The following is an 18,335-nucleotide window of genomic DNA, read 5'->3' as shown; positions in this document are numbered from 1 at the left end:
TTTCCGAATTCAGGGTTGCGGCCCGGCGCTGCCGAGCTGGAAGGTGGGGGCCGGCACCTCGGCCATGCAGGCGGCGTCGAGCTTGTCTTGCGGCCGGTCGAGGAAGGCGCGCAGCAGGCGCGGCGCGCAGCCGAGCTGCGACACGCCATGGCCGGCATTGGCCACCACCACGTGCTGGGCGTGCGCCATCGACTTCGCGGCCGTCGCGGCGCGGTGCGGCGGCGTGACCGGATCGAGGGCGCCCGACAGCAGCAGGGTCGGCGCCTCGATGCGCGATGGCGCTACGTATGGCACCGCGGGCACCCTGATGTCCTGGCACAGTTTCGGGATCATCTCGGCCAGCGGGCGCGCCAGCACGGCGGCGTCGGATTTCATCAGCTCGGGCGTAAAGCGCGGCACGTCTTCGGCGCACACCACGGCGAAGTGCAGCAGCATCGACATGCTGGCGTCGTTGCCGAAGTCGCCGGCCAGGTTCTGGCGCGCGACGAAAGGCTCCCAGCGCCCGCGGCTGGCGCTGTGGATCAGGAAGGGCAGGCGGCGCGCATCGGCCGGCGCATACAGGATGTTGTGCACGGTGCCAAGGAAACGCTGCGAACTCATGGTGAACTCGGTCGGCTCGGCGGTGCGCGGATTGGGCAGCGACAGGTGGACGTCCCCGGCCTCGACCTTCTGCACCAGCGCATCGAATTCGGCGCGCAGTTTCGGATACGCCTTGTTGCAAGCAGCGTCCTTGGTGCAGGCGTCGAACAGGCCGTCGAGCGCGGCCTGGCCGTCACGGCCGCCGGCCGGAATCACCTGGTCGGGCGCGGCCACGCCGTCCAGCACCAGGCTGCGCACGCTGTCCGGATAGGCGCGCGCATAGGCCTGGCCCAGGCGGGTGCCGTAGGAGCCGCCCCACAGGTTCACCTGGCGGTAGCCCAGGGCGCGCCGCACCTGCTCCAGGTCGCGCGCGGCGTTGGCCGTTGTGTAGGCGGCCAGCGGCTGCTTATTATTGGCGATGCAGGCGCGCAGCTCGGCCATCAGCTCGTCGTCGGTCATGCGCTCGTGTTCGGGCTTGCTTTCGCAATCGAGCTTGCCCGAGCGGCCGGTGCCGCGCTGGTCGATGAAGACGATGTCACGAGTGGCGCGCACCCGGTCGAAGGCGAGCTTGAGCAGGGGCAGCACGTCGCTGCCGGCCTGGCCGGGGCCGCCGGCCAGCACGAACAGCGGGTCGCTGCGCGTGCCCTGGCGGTAGGCCGGGGCCACGGTCACGTGCAGTTTCAGTGGCGCGCCTTGCGGCTTGGCATAGTCGAGCGGGACATCGACGCTGACGCAGCGCAGCGCTTCGACCACGCCGGGCAGGTGGCAGCTGCGTTCGGTCTTCGACGGCGCCGGCGTGCTGGCGGCAGGCTGGGCGCTGGCAAGGCTCGTCGTCGCCAGGAGTGGCAGGAACAATATGGCGGGCAGAATCTTGAATCTCTTCACAGCATCTCCTCAGGTTGCAACGATGATAAGTTCGCGTTGTTTCTCCGGTCAACCGATTGTTTCAACGATGCATCAAGGCATGCGCTTCGGGTAGCGGCCCTTGCGCAAGCTGCGGGCTGTGCGCGCCCGACGTGGATGGGGATTGACGGCAAGGAGGTAAGGGCGGTATGATTGCCGGCTTTCCGTTTGCTCAGGAAAGACAATAAGGACGAGTCCGCTGAAGCATTTGTGCGGAACCACCATTTGAGCAATTTTTTCTTTTGGAATAAACATGAAAACTTTTTCCGCTAAGGGCCATGAAGTCCAGCGCGACTGGTTTGTCATCGACGCGACGGACCTGGTCCTCGGACGTGTTGCCAGCGAAGTGGCACTCCGACTGCGCGGCAAGCACAAGCCAGAGTTCACCCCGCACGTTGACACCGGTGACTTCATCGTCGTGATCAACGCCGGCAAACTGCGCGTGACCGGCACCAAGGCCACCGCAAAAACGTACTACCGTCACTCGGGCTACCCGGGCGGTATCTACGAAACCAACTTCCTGAAAATGCAACAGCGTTTCCCAGGTCGCGCACTCGAGAAAGCTGTCAAGGGCATGCTGCCTAAGGGCCCACTCGGCTACGCCATGATCAAGAAGCTGAAAGTGTACGCGGAAGGTTCGCACCCGCACGCTGCTCAGCAACCACAAGCACTGACCCTCTAAGGAACTGACATGATCGGTAACTACAACTACGGCACCGGCCGTCGCAAGAGTGCAGTCGCTCGCGTGTTCATCAAAGCTGGCACCGGCCAGATCATCGTGAACGGTAAACCGGCATCGGAATACTTCTCGCGTGAAACCGGCCTGATGGTGATCCGTCAGCCGCTGGAACTGACCGGCAACGTCGAACGTTTCGACATCAAGGTCAACGTGCACGGCGGTGGCGAATCGGGCCAGGCTGGCGCCGTCCGTCACGGCATTACCCGCGCTCTGATCGACTACGACGCAGCACTGAAGGGCGACCTGGCACGTGCCGGTTTCGTCACCCGTGACGCCCGTGAAGTCGAGCGTAAGAAAGTTGGTCTGCGCAAAGCACGTCGCGCAAAGCAATTCTCGAAGCGTTAATCGCCTTCCTCAGTGCCTTCGGGCACTGGTTCAGAAAAGCCGTCCGCCGCAAGGTTGGGCGGCTTTTTTGCTTTGGGGATAGGTACAGCACCCGGCTACACAGACTGTTAAAATGCAGCCTCGTCCTAATAGGGGCCTTTTTACCATTATTGAAGGAAAAGACATGATTAAAGTTGGCATCGTCGGCGGAACCGGATACACGGGCGTGGAATTGCTGCGGCTGTTGGCCGTTCATCCGGATGTGCAACTGACGGCGATCACTTCGCGCAAGGAAGACGGCCTGCCGGTCGCCGATATGTTTCCTTCGCTGCGTGGCCGCGTCGATATCGCCTTCTCGAGCCCGGACAAGGCCGACCTCAAGCAGTGCGACGTGGTGTTCTTCGCCACCCCGCACGGCGTGGCGATGGCCCAGGCGCCCGAGCTGCTGGCGGCCGGCGTCAAGGTGATCGACCTGGCGGCGGACTTCCGCATCAAGGACCGCGCCGTCTTCGAAAAATGGTACAAGATCGAGCACACCGCGCCCGAGCTGCTGGATGAAGCCGTCTACGGCCTGCCGGAATTGAACCGCGACGCCATCAAGGGCGCGCGCCTGATCGCCAACCCGGGCTGCTACCCGACCACGATGCAGCTGGGCTACTATCCGCTGCTCAAAGCCGGCCTGATCGACGCCGGCAGCCTGATCGCCGACTGCAAGTCGGGCGTTTCCGGCGCCGGCCGCAAGGCCGAGATCGGTACGCTGTTCTCGGAGTCGAGCGACAATTTCAAGGCCTATGGCGTGCAAGGTCACCGCCATACGCCGGAAACCTCGGCCCAGCTGGCGCGCTACACCGACCAGAAGGTTGGCCTGATCTTCACCCCGCACCTGGTGCCGATGATCCGCGGCATGCACGCAACGCTGTACGCTCGCCTGACGAAAGAGATCGACAACGCCGCCCTGCAGGCGCTGTTCGAAGAGCAGTATAAAGACAGTGAATTCGTCGACGTCATGCCGTTCGGCTCGCATCCAGAGACGCGCTCGACCCGCGGCTCGAACATGCTGCGCCTGGCGCTGCACCGTCCGGAAGGCACCGACACCGTCGTGATCCTGGTGGTGCAGGACAATCTGGTCAAGGGCGCGTCGGGCCAGGCCGTGCAGTGCATGAACCTGATGTTCGGCCTGGAAGAGTCGAAGGGCCTGCAGCAGATCGCCTTGTTGCCATAACTATTACGCTCGTTGCGCGACCCGACGCAGATCAAAGCGACGGCCTTTGAGCCGGGTAAATTGACTGTTGGACACGTTCAATCCAACGGTCAATTTCCCTCAGAGGTGCGTCATGTTCGGTCGACAAGTGAAAAGCGAGATAGACAGCCTGGTCGGTATTTCGGCCCGCATCGAGGGTGACCTGTGTTTCACCGGCGGGCTGCGGATCGACGGCGAAGTCCATGGCAATGTGGTGGCGGCCGATGGCGCCGACAGCATGCTGATCGTGTCGGAGCACGCGCGCATCGAAGGCGAGGTGCGCTGCGCCAGCCTGGTGGTCAATGGCTACATTGCCGGGGCTGTTTATTCGTCGGAACTCCTTGAATTACAGCCGAAAGGCCGCATTAATGGGGATGTGCATTACCGTTTGCTCGAGATGCATGGCGGGGCGTTGGTAACAGGTAAATTAACGCACCAACCCGCCAGCGAGCCGGTGTTTCATCTAGCCGACGCTGTGGAAGGCTCGGCAGCATGACTTCCGCCAACCGTCTATAATGGACGGTGTTTGATTTATTCAGGAGCTTTCCCATGACCGCAGTCGCCGAAGTAGTAGATTTCGACACGATTCCCGTACCAATCAACTTCACCGACAGCGCGGCTCAGAAAGTTGCTCAGCTGATCGAAGAAGAAGGCAACCCCGACCTGAAACTGCGCGTCTTCGTGCAGGGCGGTGGCTGCTCGGGCTTCCAATATGGTTTCACCTTCGACGAGATCGTCAATGAAGACGATACGACGATGGAAAAGGCAGGCGTCCAGCTGTTGATCGACTCGATGAGCTACCAGTACCTGGTCGGCGCCGAGATCGACTACAAGGACGACCTCGAAGGCGCCCAGTTCGTGATCAAGAACCCGAACGCCACCTCGACCTGCGGCTGCGGTTCGTCGTTCTCGGCGTAATCGTTGCTTGCCTGTCCAGACCACGGTCTGGATCATCGACGGCCCGCTCGTGCGGGCCGTTTGTATTTGCCGCCGGCGCCATCGGCCCACGGTGGTAGCATGACGCTTTTTTGAGACAGAGGTAGCAATGACCGTATTCGCCATGCCCGTGTTCGAGGCCACCGTCATCTATGACGGCAAAGAATTGTTCAAGGGGCAGGGAGCCGCCAAAGGCTGGGCCGAGAAGCTGGCCCGGGAGATCGAGAGCGAGGTCACGGTGGAAAAAATCGGCACCGGCTGGGCGCTGTGCGGCGTGGTAGATGGCGTGCCGTGCCAGTGGGGCATCCTCGGCCAGCGGCTCAAGCGTTTCGACTGACGCTGCACACTATTAATTCAACATCAAGGCAATAATGGACAAGACCAACCTCGCGAAATACGACGCAAAGAAGCTGATGAACAAGATGGGTCCCAAGGGCGCCGTCGTCGGCAAGGCTGGGGATGCCCCGGCAGCGGACCGCCGCGAACAACGCGAACGCGACCGCGCGCTGGGCCTGGTGCCGTTCGCGGTCAAGCTCAATGGCGACCTGGTCAAGCAGTTGCAGGCGCAGAGCAAGGAACAAGGCGTCGACCTCAACGAACTGGTGGCACAGCTGCTGCAAAAAGGCCTGGCGGCCTGAGCATCAGGCCGGGTACAACGCCCCCAGGATGCGCGGACCGCGCGCGCCGGTGACCGCTGGCAGGTTGCCCGGTTCGCGGTTCGCAAAACGCCAGCCCAGCCAGGCGAAGGCGAGCGCCTCGACCCGGTTCGGCGCCACGCCCAGTTCCTCCGTCGAGGCCACCTTCACGCCGCCGAGTTCGACGCCGATGGCGCGCAGCAGCGCGCCGTTGTAGGCGCCGCCACCACAGACATAGACCGCGTCCGGCATCACGCCTTCGTCGCGGATCGCGCGCGCGATCGTGACCGCTGTCAATTGCACGAGGGTCGCCTGCACGTCGGCCGGCGCAAGCTTGCCGAAGGATGCGAGCTTGGCATCGAGCCATGGCGCGTGGAACAGATCGCGGCCCGTGCTCTTGGGCGCCGGCTGGCGGAAATAGGATTCGTCGAGCAGTTCATTCAATAGCGGCTGGTGCACCTTGCCGCTGGCGCCCCAGGCGCCATCCTCGTCATACGCGCGGCCCTGATGGCGCGCGATCCACAGGTCGAGCAGGACATTGCCGGGACCGGTATCGAAACCGGTCACGCGGCCGTCGCCGTGCAGCACGCTGATATTACCGATGCCGCCGATATTGACCACCACGCGCGCGGTGCCCGGTTTGCCGAAGGCAGCCTCGTGGAAGGCCGGCACCAGCGGCGCGCCCTGGCCGCCGGCGGCGATGTCGCGGCTGCGGAAGTCGGCGATCACGTCGATGCCGGTCAGCTCGGCGAGCAAGGCCGGGTTATTGGTCTGGCGCGTAAAACCCAGTTCCGGGCGGTGGCGGATGGTCTGGCCGTGAACGGCCACCGCGGTCACCGGCGCCGGGCAGGATGGCAGCAGTGAGCGCACGCAGTCGGCATAGACCAGGGCCAGTGCGTTGGCGGCCAGCGCTTCGCGCTCCAGTTCGTTGTGGCTGGCGGCTTGCAGCGCCATCAGTTCGCTGCGCAGTTCGGCAGGGAAGGGGGTGAAGGCGGCCGACAGGGTCTGGATGGCGCCGTTCGAGAAATCGGCCAGCACGCCATCGACGCCGTCGAGGCTGGTGCCGGACATCAGGCCGATGTAGAGAGAGTGAGTTTCGGTCATGGTTCTCAACGCATACAAAAGAAAACGCCCTCCGGCATCGCAATGCGAGGAGGGCGTTTTGTAATAAGGCAGTACGGCTTAGCGGGCTGCCATCGACGAGCCGCTTGGCGCCATCAGCGAGAAGCGGTGGTTCATCTCGGCGGCCGCCATGCGGAAGCGTGCCAGTTCGGCCTGGTTCAGCGGTTGCTGGGCCAGCGACTTGAACTTGTTCGGATCCTTGGCCACGCCTGCAACGCGGAATTCATAGTGCAGGTGCGGGCCGGTCGACCAGCCGGTCGAGCCGACGTAGCCGATCACCTGGCCCTGGCTGATCTTGCTGCCCTTGCGCATGCCCGGTGCGATGCGGCTCATGTGGGCGTAGGCGGTGCTGTAGTTCGACCAGTGCTTCAGGACGACCATATTGCCGTAGCCATTGCCGTTGCCCGCGAAGTCGACGGTGGCGTCGGCCACGGCGCGGATCGGGGTGCCGGTGGCGGCGGCGAAGTCGACGCCTTTATGCGCCTTGAACTTGCCTGAGATCGGGTGCACGCGCATCGAGAAGCCCGACGAGACGCGCGAGTATTGCAGTGGCGACTTGAGGAAGGCTTTCTTGAGCGACTTGCCGTCCAGCGAGTAGTAGCCACCCTGCTTGGAGACCGGATCTTCGTACCACACCGACTGGTAGCTGGTGCCGCGGTTGACGAATTCGCCAGCCAGGATGCGACCGGTCTTGATCAGTTCGCCGTCGAGCCAGAAGGTCTCGTACACGACATTGAAACGGTCGCCGCGCTTGACGTCGCTGCGGAAGTCGATATTGGTCGAGAACATCTCGATGATCTGGCCAACGACCGAATCAGGGATGCTGCCGCCGTCGACATTGGCGTCGGTGGCTGCGTACAGCGAGCTGGCGATCTCGCGCGAGCGCATCTCGACGCGGCGTTCGAGCTTGGCCGGCGCTTCGAGGGCGACGAATTCCTCGCCCTTGCGCTCGACGCTGATCGTACGTGCTTCGCCGCTCTTGCCGTCGGTGACGGTGGCGCGCATCGACAGCAGCAGGCCGTTTTCGTCGGTCTCGGCCTGGATGCGTTTGCCGGTCTGGAGCGACAGCAGGCGCTTGGCGAGTTTGTCCGAACGAACGAACTTTTGCGCTTGCGCGTCCTCGATGCCGAGGCGGGTGAAGAGCGAGCCGAGCGAATCGCCGCGGCGGATGCGTTCTTCGTGGATGAATTGCTGCTCGTCTTGCTGGAGCGCGGCGATCTGGTCGGCCAGGTTCGGCAGTTCCAGGTCTTGCGCAACAGAGGTGACGGGCAGGTCGGAGGGATCGGGAGCGATCGGTGCAACGCCCACGGCGCCAAAGGCGCACACGCTCAGGAAGACAGCGCCGGCGCTCAGGACGCGGGCTTTGCGGGTCTTCGGCAGCAGCGCTAGCAGGCTTTTACCAGTGATTTTCTGTATAGGGTTCATGCAATCAGTTAAAATTTGCGGCTGAACTTTCAAGGGCCATGTTCTGACGTTTCCGAAAAAGTTTTCTTTAGGAAACTAAAACAGGATCGTGAATTATACCAAAAGATGTGGTCCTACAACCGTTTTAGCCAATTTCCTACACGAATTTATGACCTCTAACGCAGCCTTTAATGGTAGTGCGGCAACTTCCATTAAGCCTTTGCCACTGACTGACAAGGTTCTTGAGTCTCTTGCCATTGCCAAACGTGGCGTCGACGAACTCCTGATCGAAAGCGACTTCGCCCAAAAGCTGGCGCGCTCCGAACAAACCGGCAAGCCGCTGCGCATCAAGCTGGGCCTGGATCCGACAGCGCCGGACTTGCACCTCGGCCACACAGTGGTGCTGAATAAGTTGCGTCAATTGCAAGACCTGGGCCACCAGGTGATCTTTTTGATCGGCGACTTCACGTCCATGATTGGCGACCCGTCGGGCCGCAACGCCACCCGTCCGCCGCTGACCCGCGAGCAGGTCGAGGAAAACGCGATGACGTATTTCCGCCAGGCGTCGCTGGTGCTGGACGCCGGCCGCACGGAAATCCGCTACAACTCCGAATGGTGCGACCCATTGGGCGCGCGCGGCATGATCCAGCTCGCCTCGCGCTACACCGTGGCCCGCATGATGGAGCGCGACGACTTCACCAAGCGCTACAAGAGTGGGACTCCGATCGCTGTGCATGAGTTCCTGTATCCGCTCATGCAGGGCTACGATTCGGTCGCTTTGCAGTCAGACCTTGAGCTGGGTGGAACGGACCAGAAATTCAACTTGCTGGTTGGCCGCGAGCTGCAGAAGGACTATGGCCAGGAGCCGCAGTGCATCCTGACCATGCCGCTGCTGGAAGGCCTGGACGGCGTCGACAAGATGTCCAAGTCCAAGAACAACTATATTGGTATCACCGAAGCCCCGAACAGCATGTTCGGCAAGCTGATGAGCATCTCTGACGAGATGATGTGGAAGTATTTCAACCTGCTGTCCTTCCGCTCCGAGGGCGACATCGCCCAGTTGAAGGCGACGATCGACGGCGGCGCCAACCCGCGCGATGCGAAAGTGGCGCTGGGCAAGGAAATCGTCACGCGCTTCCACTCGGCCGCGGCGGCCGACGACGCGCTGGCCGACTTCGTCAACCGCTCCAGGGGCGGCATCCCGGACGACGTGCCCGAGGTGTCGCTGTCCGGCGCGCCACTGGGCCTGCCGCAACTGCTGAAGGCCGCCGGCCTGTGTGCCTCTACCTCGGAAGCCATGCGCATGGTCGACCAGGGTGGCGTGCGCATCGACGGCGCCGTGGTCAGCGACAAGGGTCTGCAAGTGGCCGCCGGCACCGTCGTGGTGCAGGTCGGCAAGCGCAAGTTCGCCCGCGTGACCCTGGCCCCATGATCGGCCTGCTGCAACGCGTGAGCGAAGCGGCGGTGCGCGTCGACGGCCAGACCGTCGGCGCCATCGGCCCCGGCCTGATGGTGCTGGTATGCGCCGAAAAAGGCGATACCGAACGCGAGGCCGACCTGCTGCTGACCAAGCTGCTGGGCTACCGCGCGTTTTCCGACGAGGCCGGCAAGATGAACCGCAGCGTGACGGACATTGCCGGCGGCCTGCTGCTGGTGCCGCAGTTCACCCTGGCGGCCGATACCAAATCGGGTACGCGTCCCTCGTTCTCGCCGGCCGCCGCGCCGGAAGACGGACGGCGCCTGTTCGAGCATGCCGTGCGCCAGGCGCGGGAACGGCATGGCATTGTCGAGACCGGCGTATTTGGTGCTGACATGAAAGTGTCGCTCATCAACGATGGCCCGGTCACATTCTGGCTGCGTATTGATCCCGTCGGGGCGGCGCGCTGAAACCCGCGCCTGGCGCCAAGGTCAAATTTAGTAGCCAGGGTTGGTAGCCAGGGAGGTCACATGCGAATCTGGAGCGACTCATTCACCGATGGGGCCGACATCCCCGCCGCCTGCGCGTTCGCGGTCAGCGATCCGGCTACCCACGTCAAGCTGTCGAGCAACCGCAATCCCCATATCGCCTGGGACGACGTGCCAGCCGGCACGCAGTCGCTGGTGCTGATCTGCCACGATCCCGACGTGCCGTCCGAAGGCGGTGATGTCAACAAGGAAGGCCGCACCGTGCCGGCCGCCTTGCCGCGCGTCGATTTCTTCCACTGGACGCTGGCCGATATCCCGGTCTGCCTCAAGTCGCTGGCCGAAGGCATGTTTTCCGACATGGTCACGCCACATGGCAAGCCCGGCCCTGAGGTCGCCTTCACCATCAAGAACGGCACCGAACACGAGTTGCGCCACGGCGTCAACGACTATACCGGCTGGTTCGCGGGCGACCCCGACATGGCGGGCGAGTTCTATGGCTATGATGGCCCGTGCCCACCCTGGAACGACGAGCGCGTACATCATTATGTATTTACGCTGTATGCGCTCGACATCCCGCGCCTGCCGCTCGAGGGGCGCTTCACGGGCCACGAGGCGCGCCTGGCAATCCAGGGACATATCCTCGACGAGGCGCGCATCTTCGGCACGTATTCGCTCAATCCCCAGGTCGCAGCCGACCTTTTAAAATAATCACTCATCTGATTTTTTCACCGCCCCGAGGTTCGGGCGCAAGGACCTCATGACATTGAACGACGCGCCTGCGGGCACGACCACGATCCTCCTGATCCGCCACGGCGAAACCGCCTGGAATGCCGAACGTCGGCTGCAGGGCCATCTCGATATCGCACTCAATGCCGAAGGCGAGCGCCAGGCCGCGGCGCTGGGTGCGGCGCTGGCCGGCGAACAGATCGACCTGGTCATTTCCAGCGACCTGGCGCGCGCGCGGCAGACGGCCGAGGCGGTCCAGCGCGCCCGTGGCGCGGCCGATGCCGGCCGTGTCCAGTGCGATCCCCAACTGCGCGAACGCTGCTATGGCGGCTTCGAAGGCTTGTTGTACAGCGAGATCGCGGCCCGTTTCCCGCTCGAGTTCGCCGCCTGGCAGGCGCGCAATGTCGATGCGGTCCTGCCTCCAGGCAAGAACCAGGGCGAGACCTTCCGCAGTTTCTTCGAGCGGACCACGAAGGCGATCCTGGGCCATGCGGCGCGCCATCCCGGCCAGACCCTGGCGCTGGTGGCGCACGGCGGCGTGCTCGAGTGCGCCTACCGGGCCGCCCTCGGCCTGCCGTTGGAAACGCCGCGCGACTTCAAGGTGCACAACGCCAGCATCAACCGCTTCGTGGTCGAAGAGGGCAAGCTCAAGCTCGTCAGCTGGGGCGAAACTGAGCACCTGCGCCAGGTGGCGCTGGACGACCTGCCCTGATAGCCAGGTGCATAAATCAGGCGTCACAACGCCTGTTTCTCCCTCCTGCCAATATCGCACGCGCAACAATCAATGTAAATTTGCTGATAATTTGAGCAGCGCTTGGGGTAAAATAGCAGGTTCCCAAGAAACTTCTGAGTTTTTCTGCTGTGCAAATCGGTCCATATCACCTGCGTAATAACGTCTTTGTCGCCCCCATGGCTGGAGTGACGGACCGTCCGTTCCGGCAGCTGTGCAAGCAGCTCGGCGCGGGCTATGCGGTGTCCGAAATGGCGGCGTCGAACCCGCGCCTGTGGGCCAGCGAGAAGACTTCGCGCCGCATCGACCACGCAGGCGAGATGGAGCCGAAAGCGGTGCAGATCGCCGGCGCCGATCCTAAAGACCTCGCCGATTGCGCGAAGTTCAACGTCGAGCGCGGCGCTCAGATCATCGACATCAATATGGGTTGCCCGGTCAAGAAGGTGTGCAATAGCTGGTGTGGTTCGGCCCTGTTGCAGCACGAAGACCTGGTCGAACGCATCCTGCACGCCGTGGTCGAGGCGGTCGATGTGCCGGTCACCCTGAAGTTCCGCACCGGCTGGGATCGCCAAAACAGGAACGCGCTGCGCATCGCGCGCCTGGCCGAGCAGGCCGGCATCCAGATGCTGACCCTGCACGGCCGCACCCGCGCCGACGGCTACAAGGGCGAGGCCGAATACGACACCATCCGCGCCGTGAAGCAGGCGGTGAGCATCCCGCTGGTGGCCAATGGCGACATCACGACGCCCGAGAAGGCGAAGTTCGTGCTCGACTATACCGGCGCCGACGCGGTGATGATCGGCCGCGCGGCCCAAGGCCGTCCCTGGATCTGCCGCGAGATCGACCATTACCTGCGCACCGGCGAACATCTGCCGGCGCCGCTGGTGGACGAGGTGCGCGAATTGATGAACGAGCACTTGCCGGCCCATTACGCCTTCTATGGCGAATACGTCGGCGTGCGCACTGCGCGCAAGCACATCGGCTGGTATGTACAAGACCTGCCGGGCGGCGAGGAATTCCGGCAGCGCATGAACCTGCTGGAATCGACGGCCGAGCAACTGGCGGCGGTCGATGACTTTTTCAAATCGCAGCACAGGCATGGCGAGCGGTTACAATACCGCCCCGCGCATCCTGACCTCGACGCGATCGCGGCATAGCTAGTCCGGCAGCACTCAGTAAATATGCAGTAACCCAGCAGCAACCCACGCAGCAAACCAGAACAAGAACACGGGGACGCGCTTCGCGAGAGCGGAGCAATCATTAAACCAGGATGAAGCAGCAGAAGACATGAGCAAAGAAAGTATCCAGGAAGTCGTCCAGAAGAGTCTCGAAGACTATTTCAACGATCTGGGCGAACAAAAGCCGACCAACATCTACGACATGATGGTGTTGACCGTCGAAAAGCCCGTCCTCGAAGTCGTCATGTCGCGCGCCGACGGCAACCAGTCGCACGCCGCGCAGATGCTGGGCATTAACCGGAACACTTTGCGCAAGAAACTGCAGGAGCACGGGCTGCTCTAAGCGTGACCCACGTGGCCGCGCACCTAGCGCGCGGCCATGAACGGATCCCCGATCCGCCTGCCCGCCGCCAGGAATTCTCAACCATAGGCCACACCATGATCAAACAAGCTCTCATTTCCGTATCCGACAAGACCGGCGTGCTCGATTTCGCACGTGCGCTCTCGGCGCTCGGCGTCAATATCCTGTCCACCGGCGGCACCGCCAAGCTGCTGCAGGATAACGGCGTGCCGGTGACCGAAGTCGCCGACTACACCGGTTTCCCGGAAATGCTGGATGGCCGCGTCAAGACCCTGCACCCGAAAGTGCACGGCGGCATCCTGGCGCGCCGTGACTTCCCGGAGCACGTGGCCAAGCTGGAAGAGCACAATATTCCGCAGATCGACATGGTCGTGGTCAACCTGTATCCGTTCCAGCAGACCGTCGCCAAGCAAGAGTGCTCGCTGGAAGACGCGATCGAGAACATCGACATCGGCGGCCCGACCATGCTGCGTTCGGCGGCCAAGAACCACCGCGACGTGGTCGTGATCGTCGACCCGGCCGACTACGGCGTGGTGCTGGCCGAAATGAAAGGCCAGGGCGAAGCCACCGGCCCGGTCAGCTATGAAACCAAATTCCGCCTGGCCAAGAAAGTGTTCGCGCACACCGCGCAGTACGACGGCGCGATCACCAATTACCTGACCAGCCTGGGCGAAGACCGCGCACACGCGACCCGCTCGAGCTTCCCGCAGACCCTGAACATGGGCTTCGAAAAAGTCCAGGACATGCGCTACGGCGAGAACCCGCACCAGGGCGCAGCCTTCTACCGTGACCTGATCACCATCGACGGCGCGCTGGCCAACTACACCCAGCTGCAGGGCAAGGAACTGTCGTACAACAATATCGCCGATGCCGATGCGGCCTGGGAATGCGTCAAGTCGCTGGGCGGCATGCAGCAGCCGGCCGGCTGCGTGATCGTCAAGCACGCCAACCCGTGCGGCGTGGCGATCGGCGTCGATGCGCTGGACGCCTACTCGCGCGCGCTGCAGACCGACCCGACCTCGGCCTTCGGCGGCATCATCGCCTTCAACGTCGAAGTCGACGGCAAGGCGGCCGAAGCGCTGTCGAAGCTGTTCGTCGAAGTGCTGATCGCGCCATCGTTCACGGCCGAAGCACGCCAGATCATGGCGGCCAAGCAGAACGTGCGCCTGCTGGAAATCGCGCTGGGCGCCGGCCAGAACGCCTACGACGTCAAGCGCGTCGGCGGCGGCCTGCTGGTGCAGTCGCCGGATGCGAAAAACGTCGGCCTGGGCGACCTGCGCGTGGTCACCAAGAAGCAGCCGACCCCGCAGCAACTGCAAGACATGATGTTCGCCTGGCGCGTGGCCAAGTTCGTGAAGTCGAACGCGATCGTGTTCTGCGCCAACGGCATGACCCTGGGCGTCGGCGCCGGCCAGATGAGCCGCATCGACTCGGCCCGCATCGCCTCGATCAAGGCCCAGAACGCCGGCCTGTCGCTGACCGGTTCGGCCGTGGCGTCGGACGCCTTCTTCCCGTTCCGCGACGGCCTGGATGTGGTGGTCGACGCGGGCGCGACCTGCGTCATCCACCCGGGCGGCTCGATGCGCGACCAGGAAGTGATCGACGCCGCCGACGAGCGCGGCGTGGTGATGCTGTACACCGGCACCCGTCACTTCCGTCACTGATCCGGTAACACCATCGGGCCGGTGGAATTTGCCGGCCCGATGCGATTCAACCGTGGTGAACTGTGTTTTTGCACAGTATTTTTCCCACGAACACCCCCAGCCGGGGTAACATTCCATCATGATTATTCTCGGCATCGACCCGGGCCTGCGCACGACGGGGTTCGGCGTCATTGAAAAACACGGCGCCAAGCTGCGCTACATCGCTTCGGGCACCATCAAGACCGGGCTGGAAGGCGCTTTACCGCCGCGGCTCAAGGTCATCCTGCACGGCGTGAGCGAAATCATCGCCACCTATCGCCCAGCCTGTTCCGCCATCGAGAAAGTCTTCGTCAACGTCAATCCGCAGTCGACGCTGCTGCTGGGCCAGGCCCGCGGCGCGGCGATCACGGCCCTGGTCAGCGCCGACCTCGACGTGGCCGAATACACGGCGGTGCAAGTCAAGCAGGCCGTGGTCGGCACCGGCAAGGCGGCCAAGCCACAGGTGCAGGACATGGTCGCGCGCCTGCTCAAGCTGCCGGGCCTGCCGGGCACCGATGCCGCCGACGCCCTGGGCGTCGCGATCTGCCACGCCCACAGCATCGACACCTTGGCGCTGCTCAATGGCTTGTCCCCCGCCGGCCAGGCGCTGCGCATGAAGAACAGCCGCCTCGTTTCATAAAATAGTTAAGGAAAACCGATGATCGGTCGCCTCTCTGGAACCCTGCTCGAAAAAGCGCCGCCGCACGTGCTGGTCGATTGCAATGGCGTCGGCTACGAAGTCGACGTGCCGATGAGCACCTTCTACAACCTGCCGCATACCGGCGAAAAAGTCGTGCTGTTCACCCACCTGGTGGTACGCGAGGATGCGCACCTGCTGTTCGGCTTCGGCGCGGCGTCCGAACGCGCGCTGTTTCGCCAGCTGATCAAGATCACCGGCATCGGCGCGCGCATGGCGCTGGCGATCCTGTCCGGCATGACGGTGGCCGAGCTGTCGCAGGCCGTCACCCTGCAGGAAACCGGCCGCCTGGTGAAGGTGCCGGGCATCGGCAAGAAGACCGCCGAACGCCTGCTGCTCGAACTGAAGGGCAAGCTCGGCGCCGATATCGGCATGGTCGCCGGCGCGGCCCGTGACGACGCGCAGGTGGACGTGCTCAACGCGCTGGCCGCGCTGGGGTATTCTGACAAGGAAGCGCTCCTCGCGATCAAGAACATGCCGGCCGGATCGAGCGTCTCGGACGGCATCAAGTTCGCGCTGAAGGCGCTGTCCAAAGGCTAATGTAGAGACACGTCATGAGCATCCAGACCGACAGCTTTACCGAACAGCGCGTGATCGACGCCGCGCCGGCCTCGCCCAACGAAGAGGCGATCGAACGCGCCTTGCGTCCAAAGCAGCTGGACGAATACGTCGGCCAGGTAAAGATCCGCGACCAGCTCGAGATCTTCATTCAAGCCGCGCGCAAGCGGCGCGAGGCGCTCGACCACACGCTGCTGTTCGGCCCACCGGGCCTGGGCAAGACCACGCTGGCCCACATCATCGCGCGCGAGATGGGCGTCAACCTGCGCCAGACCTCGGGTCCGGTGCTCGAGCGTCCGGGCGACCTGGCGGCGCTGCTCACCAACCTCGAGCCGAACGACGTGCTGTTCATCGACGAGATCCACCGCTTGTCGCCGGTGGTCGAAGAGATCCTGTATCCGGCGCTCGAGGACTACCAGATCGACATCATGATCGGCGAGGGCCCGGCCGCGCGTTCGGTCAAGCTCGACCTGCAGCCGTTCACCCTGGTCGGCGCCACCACCCGCGCCGGCATGCTGACCAATCCGCTGCGCGACCGCTTCGGCATCGTGGCGCGCCTGGAGTTCTACAACGTCGACGAACTGACGAGGATCGTGCAGCGCAGCGCCGCGCTGCTCGGCGCGCCGATCGACGAGGATGGCGCGCGCGAAGTGGCCAAGCGCGCGCGCGGCACGCCGCGTATCGCCAACCGCCTGCTGCGCCGCGTGCGCGATTATGCCGAGGTGAAGGGCAATGGCGAGATCGTGGCCGACATCGCCGACCGCGCCCTCAAGATGCTCGACGTCGACAGCGTCGGCTTCGACGTCATGGACCGCAAGCTGCTGGAGGCGGTGCTGTTCAAGTTCGCCGGCGGCCCGGTCGGCATCGGCAACCTGGCGGCGGCGATCGGCGAGGCCGCCGATACCATCGAGGACGTGCTCGAACCGTATCTGATCCAGCAGGGCTATCTGCAGCGCACCCCGCGCGGACGCATCGCCACGCCGCTGGCTTACCAGCACTTCGGCGTCAGCGCGCCGCGCATCAGCCCGACGGGCGATTTGTGGGATAGCCTGCCGCCCGGTTGAATTGCGCTCAGGCCCCCGGCGCGGGATGACGGCGTCGCCGCTGCAACAGCGTGGCGAGGGAAGGGACCGGCCGATAGACGAGCGTCGGGTACAGCAGCATGCTCAAGCCGATGACGGCGCCGGCCAGCCACAGCACCGCGGGCGAGCTGCCGCGCCACAGCAGGGCGGCGCTGGCGACCGTCGGCACGCCCAGCAGGATCGCCGCCGCCGTGCGCAGCAGGGCCGAGCGGCGCAGGCGCTGGCCTGCCATCCCGACCATGATGAAACCGCTCGACGCCAGCACCACGCAGGCCAGCGCCGCGCTGGCTTGGGCTGTATCCGGCGGCATGCCACCGACGCGTATCAGTATGGCGGGTGAGATCAGCACCAGCACGCCGGCCACCAGGCTGGCGAGTCGAAGAAAGATCATGGCAAATCCTTGTGGAGTGAAAAGACGGCAAAGGCCGGATTCTTGGATAGCCATACGAAAAACGTCCTGCCGGTCCGGCAGTGAAATCAAGATAGCACACACGAAAAAATACTTGTCGTAATTGTTTCTTCGTGCGCGATGGTTTCTTTATATCTGCCGGGCGCCGGTCACATGCTGTTTCCGCGCGCAAGCACGGCGATCCGCGCCGCATCGCGCGCGGGCGGCAGCCCGAACAGGCGCGCGTACTCGCGGCTGAACTGGGTCGCGCTTTCATAACCGACCTCGAAGGCGGCGCCCGTCACGCTGGCGCCATGCGCCACCATCAGCATGCGCGCCTGCATCAGGCGCACGCGTTTCTGGTATTGGAGGGGGCTCAGGGCGGTGGCGGCCTTGAAGTGGCGGTGGAAGGACGATGGACTCATCGCCGCCTTCTCGGCCAGCGTCTCGACTCGCAAGGAAGTGGCGAACTCGCGCCGGATCCACGCGATCGCGCGCTGGATCCGCGCCAGCGCGCTGTCCGGCATGGCGATCGCGCGCAGCATGGCGCCGTGCGGTCCCTGCAGCACCCGGTACAGGATCTCGCGTTCATACGCCGGCGCCAGCGCCGCGATGTCCTGTGGCTGGCGCATCAGGCGCAGCATGCGCACCCAGGCATCCATCAGTTCGGGCGTGATGGCGGCGACCGAGAAGGCGCCGCCGGCGTGTGGCGCGGCAGGTTCGGGCAGGTCGGCCAGGAGCGGCGCCAGCACCGCCGGGTCGAGCGTGAGGCTCACGGCCAGGTAGGGCGCGCCGTCGCTGGCCGGGTGGACCTTGCCCACGGCGGGCAGCTCGACCGACATCACGAAATAGGTGGCCGGATCGTAGTGCAGGGTGCGTTCGCCGACCGTCATCGATTTGCTGCCTTGCAGGATCAGGTTAATCATCGGGTCGTACACCGCCGCCAGCTGGTGGGCGGGAATCTCTCCCTGCACCATGGCCACGCGCGGGATGCCGGTCTCGGTACGGCGATTGAGGGCGCCGGCCGCCAGCGCGCGCAGTTCGTTCAATGATTGTTCCATCTCCGCATTCAAACAGAGTGCCGCCGACGACGCAAGTCGTTGACAGGAATAGGCAGGAATCTGGCAGGATCCAGGGGGCCTGGCC

The 18,335-nt window shown here is 64.0% G+C and carries 23 protein-coding genes; 17 read left to right on the top strand and 6 right to left on the bottom strand.

Features of this window, described 5'->3' with window-relative positions; all coding sequences use genetic code 11:
• Nucleotides 1-9: 9 nt before the first annotated feature.
• Complete coding sequence (locus tag SOM61_RS22945) at nt 10-1,464, bottom strand: alpha/beta fold hydrolase (protein WP_320476230.1); 1,455 nt, start codon at nt 1,462-1,464, stop codon at nt 10-12.
• 72 nt (nt 1,465-1,536) lie between these two features.
• Nucleotides 1,537-1,737 carry a hypothetical protein gene (locus SOM61_RS22940; protein ID WP_320476229.1) on the bottom strand — a complete coding sequence of 67 codons (201 nt, stop codon included), beginning with the start codon at nt 1,735-1,737 and terminating at the stop codon, nt 1,537-1,539.
• Between SOM61_RS22940 and rplM the strand changes: the two genes are divergently transcribed.
• From rplM to SOM61_RS22905, 7 genes are all read left to right on the top strand, one after another.
• Nucleotides 1,736-2,164 carry a 50S ribosomal protein L13 gene (rplM, locus tag SOM61_RS22935; RefSeq protein ID WP_123069984.1) on the top strand — a complete coding sequence of 143 codons (429 nt, stop codon included), beginning with the start codon at nt 1,736-1,738 and terminating at the stop codon, nt 2,162-2,164. The genes SOM61_RS22940 and rplM overlap by 2 nt on opposite strands.
• Before the next feature lie 9 nt (nt 2,165-2,173).
• A complete protein-coding gene (rpsI, locus tag SOM61_RS22930) occupies nt 2,174-2,566 on the top strand; it encodes a 30S ribosomal protein S9 (RefSeq protein WP_123069985.1) in 393 nt (130 codons plus the stop codon).
• 163 nt (nt 2,567-2,729) lie between these two features.
• Nucleotides 2,730-3,767 (top strand): N-acetyl-gamma-glutamyl-phosphate reductase, encoded by a 1,038-nt coding sequence (gene argC / locus SOM61_RS22925; RefSeq protein WP_320476228.1) that lies wholly within the window; start codon nt 2,730-2,732, stop codon nt 3,765-3,767.
• Nucleotides 3,768-3,879: 112 nt separating this feature from the next.
• The gene (locus tag SOM61_RS22920) at nt 3,880-4,281 is read left to right on the top strand and encodes a bactofilin family protein (protein WP_320476227.1); all 402 of its coding nucleotides are present in this window, start codon (nt 3,880-3,882) and stop codon (nt 4,279-4,281) included.
• Between the two features lie 53 nt (nt 4,282-4,334).
• The gene (erpA, locus tag SOM61_RS22915) at nt 4,335-4,703 is read left to right on the top strand and encodes an iron-sulfur cluster insertion protein ErpA (protein ID WP_109345080.1); all 369 of its coding nucleotides are present in this window, start codon (nt 4,335-4,337) and stop codon (nt 4,701-4,703) included.
• A 127-nt stretch (nt 4,704-4,830) separates the two neighbouring features.
• A complete protein-coding gene (locus SOM61_RS22910) occupies nt 4,831-5,058 on the top strand; it encodes a hypothetical protein (protein WP_320476226.1) in 228 nt (75 codons plus the stop codon).
• 34 nt (nt 5,059-5,092) lie between these two features.
• Complete coding sequence (locus tag SOM61_RS22905) at nt 5,093-5,359, top strand: hypothetical protein (protein ID WP_320476225.1); 267 nt, start codon at nt 5,093-5,095, stop codon at nt 5,357-5,359.
• 3 nt (nt 5,360-5,362) lie between these two features.
• On the opposite strand, the gene SOM61_RS22900 is transcribed toward SOM61_RS22905, so the two are convergent.
• Both SOM61_RS22900 and SOM61_RS22895 read right to left on the bottom strand, forming a co-directional pair.
• Complete coding sequence (locus SOM61_RS22900; protein ID WP_320476224.1) at nt 5,363-6,460, bottom strand: anhydro-N-acetylmuramic acid kinase; 1,098 nt, start codon at nt 6,458-6,460, stop codon at nt 5,363-5,365.
• A gap of 78 nt (nt 6,461-6,538) precedes the next feature.
• Entirely contained in the window at nt 6,539-7,903 is a 1,365-nt protein-coding gene (locus tag SOM61_RS22895) for a M23 family metallopeptidase (protein ID WP_320476223.1), read from the bottom strand.
• Nucleotides 7,904-8,051: 148 nt separating this feature from the next.
• Here SOM61_RS22895 and tyrS point away from each other — a divergent pair, with 148 nt between their 5' ends.
• The 10 genes from tyrS to ruvB all read left to right on the top strand — a co-directional run bounded on the left by tyrS (nt 8,052) and on the right by ruvB (nt 16,783).
• Complete coding sequence (gene tyrS / locus SOM61_RS22890; protein WP_320476222.1) at nt 8,052-9,314, top strand: tyrosine--tRNA ligase; 1,263 nt, start codon at nt 8,052-8,054, stop codon at nt 9,312-9,314.
• The gene (gene dtd / locus SOM61_RS22885; protein WP_320476221.1) at nt 9,311-9,769 is read left to right on the top strand and encodes a D-aminoacyl-tRNA deacylase; all 459 of its coding nucleotides are present in this window, start codon (nt 9,311-9,313) and stop codon (nt 9,767-9,769) included. Before tyrS ends, dtd begins: the two co-directional genes overlap by 4 nt.
• A 60-nt stretch (nt 9,770-9,829) precedes the next feature.
• On the top strand, nt 9,830-10,495 hold the full coding sequence (locus SOM61_RS22880) for a YbhB/YbcL family Raf kinase inhibitor-like protein (protein ID WP_320476220.1): 666 nt from the start codon (nt 9,830-9,832) through the stop codon (nt 10,493-10,495).
• Between the two features lie 49 nt (nt 10,496-10,544).
• A complete protein-coding gene (locus tag SOM61_RS22875; protein WP_320476219.1) occupies nt 10,545-11,225 on the top strand; it encodes a histidine phosphatase family protein in 681 nt (226 codons plus the stop codon).
• A gap of 149 nt (nt 11,226-11,374) precedes the next feature.
• Entirely contained in the window at nt 11,375-12,400 is a 1,026-nt protein-coding gene (gene dusB, locus SOM61_RS22870; RefSeq protein ID WP_320476218.1) for a tRNA dihydrouridine synthase DusB, read from the top strand.
• A gap of 130 nt (nt 12,401-12,530) precedes the next feature.
• A complete protein-coding gene (locus SOM61_RS22865; protein ID WP_005667930.1) occupies nt 12,531-12,764 on the top strand; it encodes a helix-turn-helix domain-containing protein in 234 nt (77 codons plus the stop codon).
• 95 nt (nt 12,765-12,859) lie between these two features.
• Nucleotides 12,860-14,446 carry a bifunctional phosphoribosylaminoimidazolecarboxamide formyltransferase/IMP cyclohydrolase gene (gene purH, locus SOM61_RS22860; RefSeq protein WP_320476217.1) on the top strand — a complete coding sequence of 529 codons (1,587 nt, stop codon included), beginning with the start codon at nt 12,860-12,862 and terminating at the stop codon, nt 14,444-14,446.
• A 118-nt stretch (nt 14,447-14,564) separates the two neighbouring features.
• Complete coding sequence (gene ruvC / locus SOM61_RS22855) at nt 14,565-15,104, top strand: crossover junction endodeoxyribonuclease RuvC (RefSeq protein WP_320476216.1); 540 nt, start codon at nt 14,565-14,567, stop codon at nt 15,102-15,104.
• Between the two features lie 18 nt (nt 15,105-15,122).
• Nucleotides 15,123-15,701 carry a Holliday junction branch migration protein RuvA gene (ruvA, locus tag SOM61_RS22850; RefSeq protein ID WP_147937357.1) on the top strand — a complete coding sequence of 193 codons (579 nt, stop codon included), beginning with the start codon at nt 15,123-15,125 and terminating at the stop codon, nt 15,699-15,701.
• Nucleotides 15,702-15,715: 14 nt separating this feature from the next.
• Nucleotides 15,716-16,783, top strand: coding sequence for a Holliday junction branch migration DNA helicase RuvB (gene ruvB, locus SOM61_RS22845; RefSeq protein WP_320476215.1), 1,068 nt, complete (start codon nt 15,716-15,718; stop codon nt 16,781-16,783).
• A gap of 7 nt (nt 16,784-16,790) precedes the next feature.
• On the opposite strand, the gene SOM61_RS22840 is transcribed toward ruvB, so the two are convergent.
• The gene (locus SOM61_RS22840) at nt 16,791-17,192 is read right to left on the bottom strand and encodes a hypothetical protein (RefSeq protein WP_320476214.1); all 402 of its coding nucleotides are present in this window, start codon (nt 17,190-17,192) and stop codon (nt 16,791-16,793) included.
• Between the two features lie 167 nt (nt 17,193-17,359).
• On the bottom strand, nt 17,360-18,250 hold the full coding sequence (locus SOM61_RS22835; protein WP_320476213.1) for an AraC family transcriptional regulator: 891 nt from the start codon (nt 18,248-18,250) through the stop codon (nt 17,360-17,362).
• Nucleotides 18,251-18,335: the final 85 nt, after the last annotated feature.

The sequence above is a fragment of the Massilia sp. CFBP9012 genome, from assembly GCF_034045115.1.
Lineage (GTDB): Bacteria > Pseudomonadota > Gammaproteobacteria > Burkholderiales > Burkholderiaceae_D > Telluria.
Note: the sequence above shows the minus strand (reverse complement) of the source record. Positions and strands in the feature narration are given on the sequence as shown.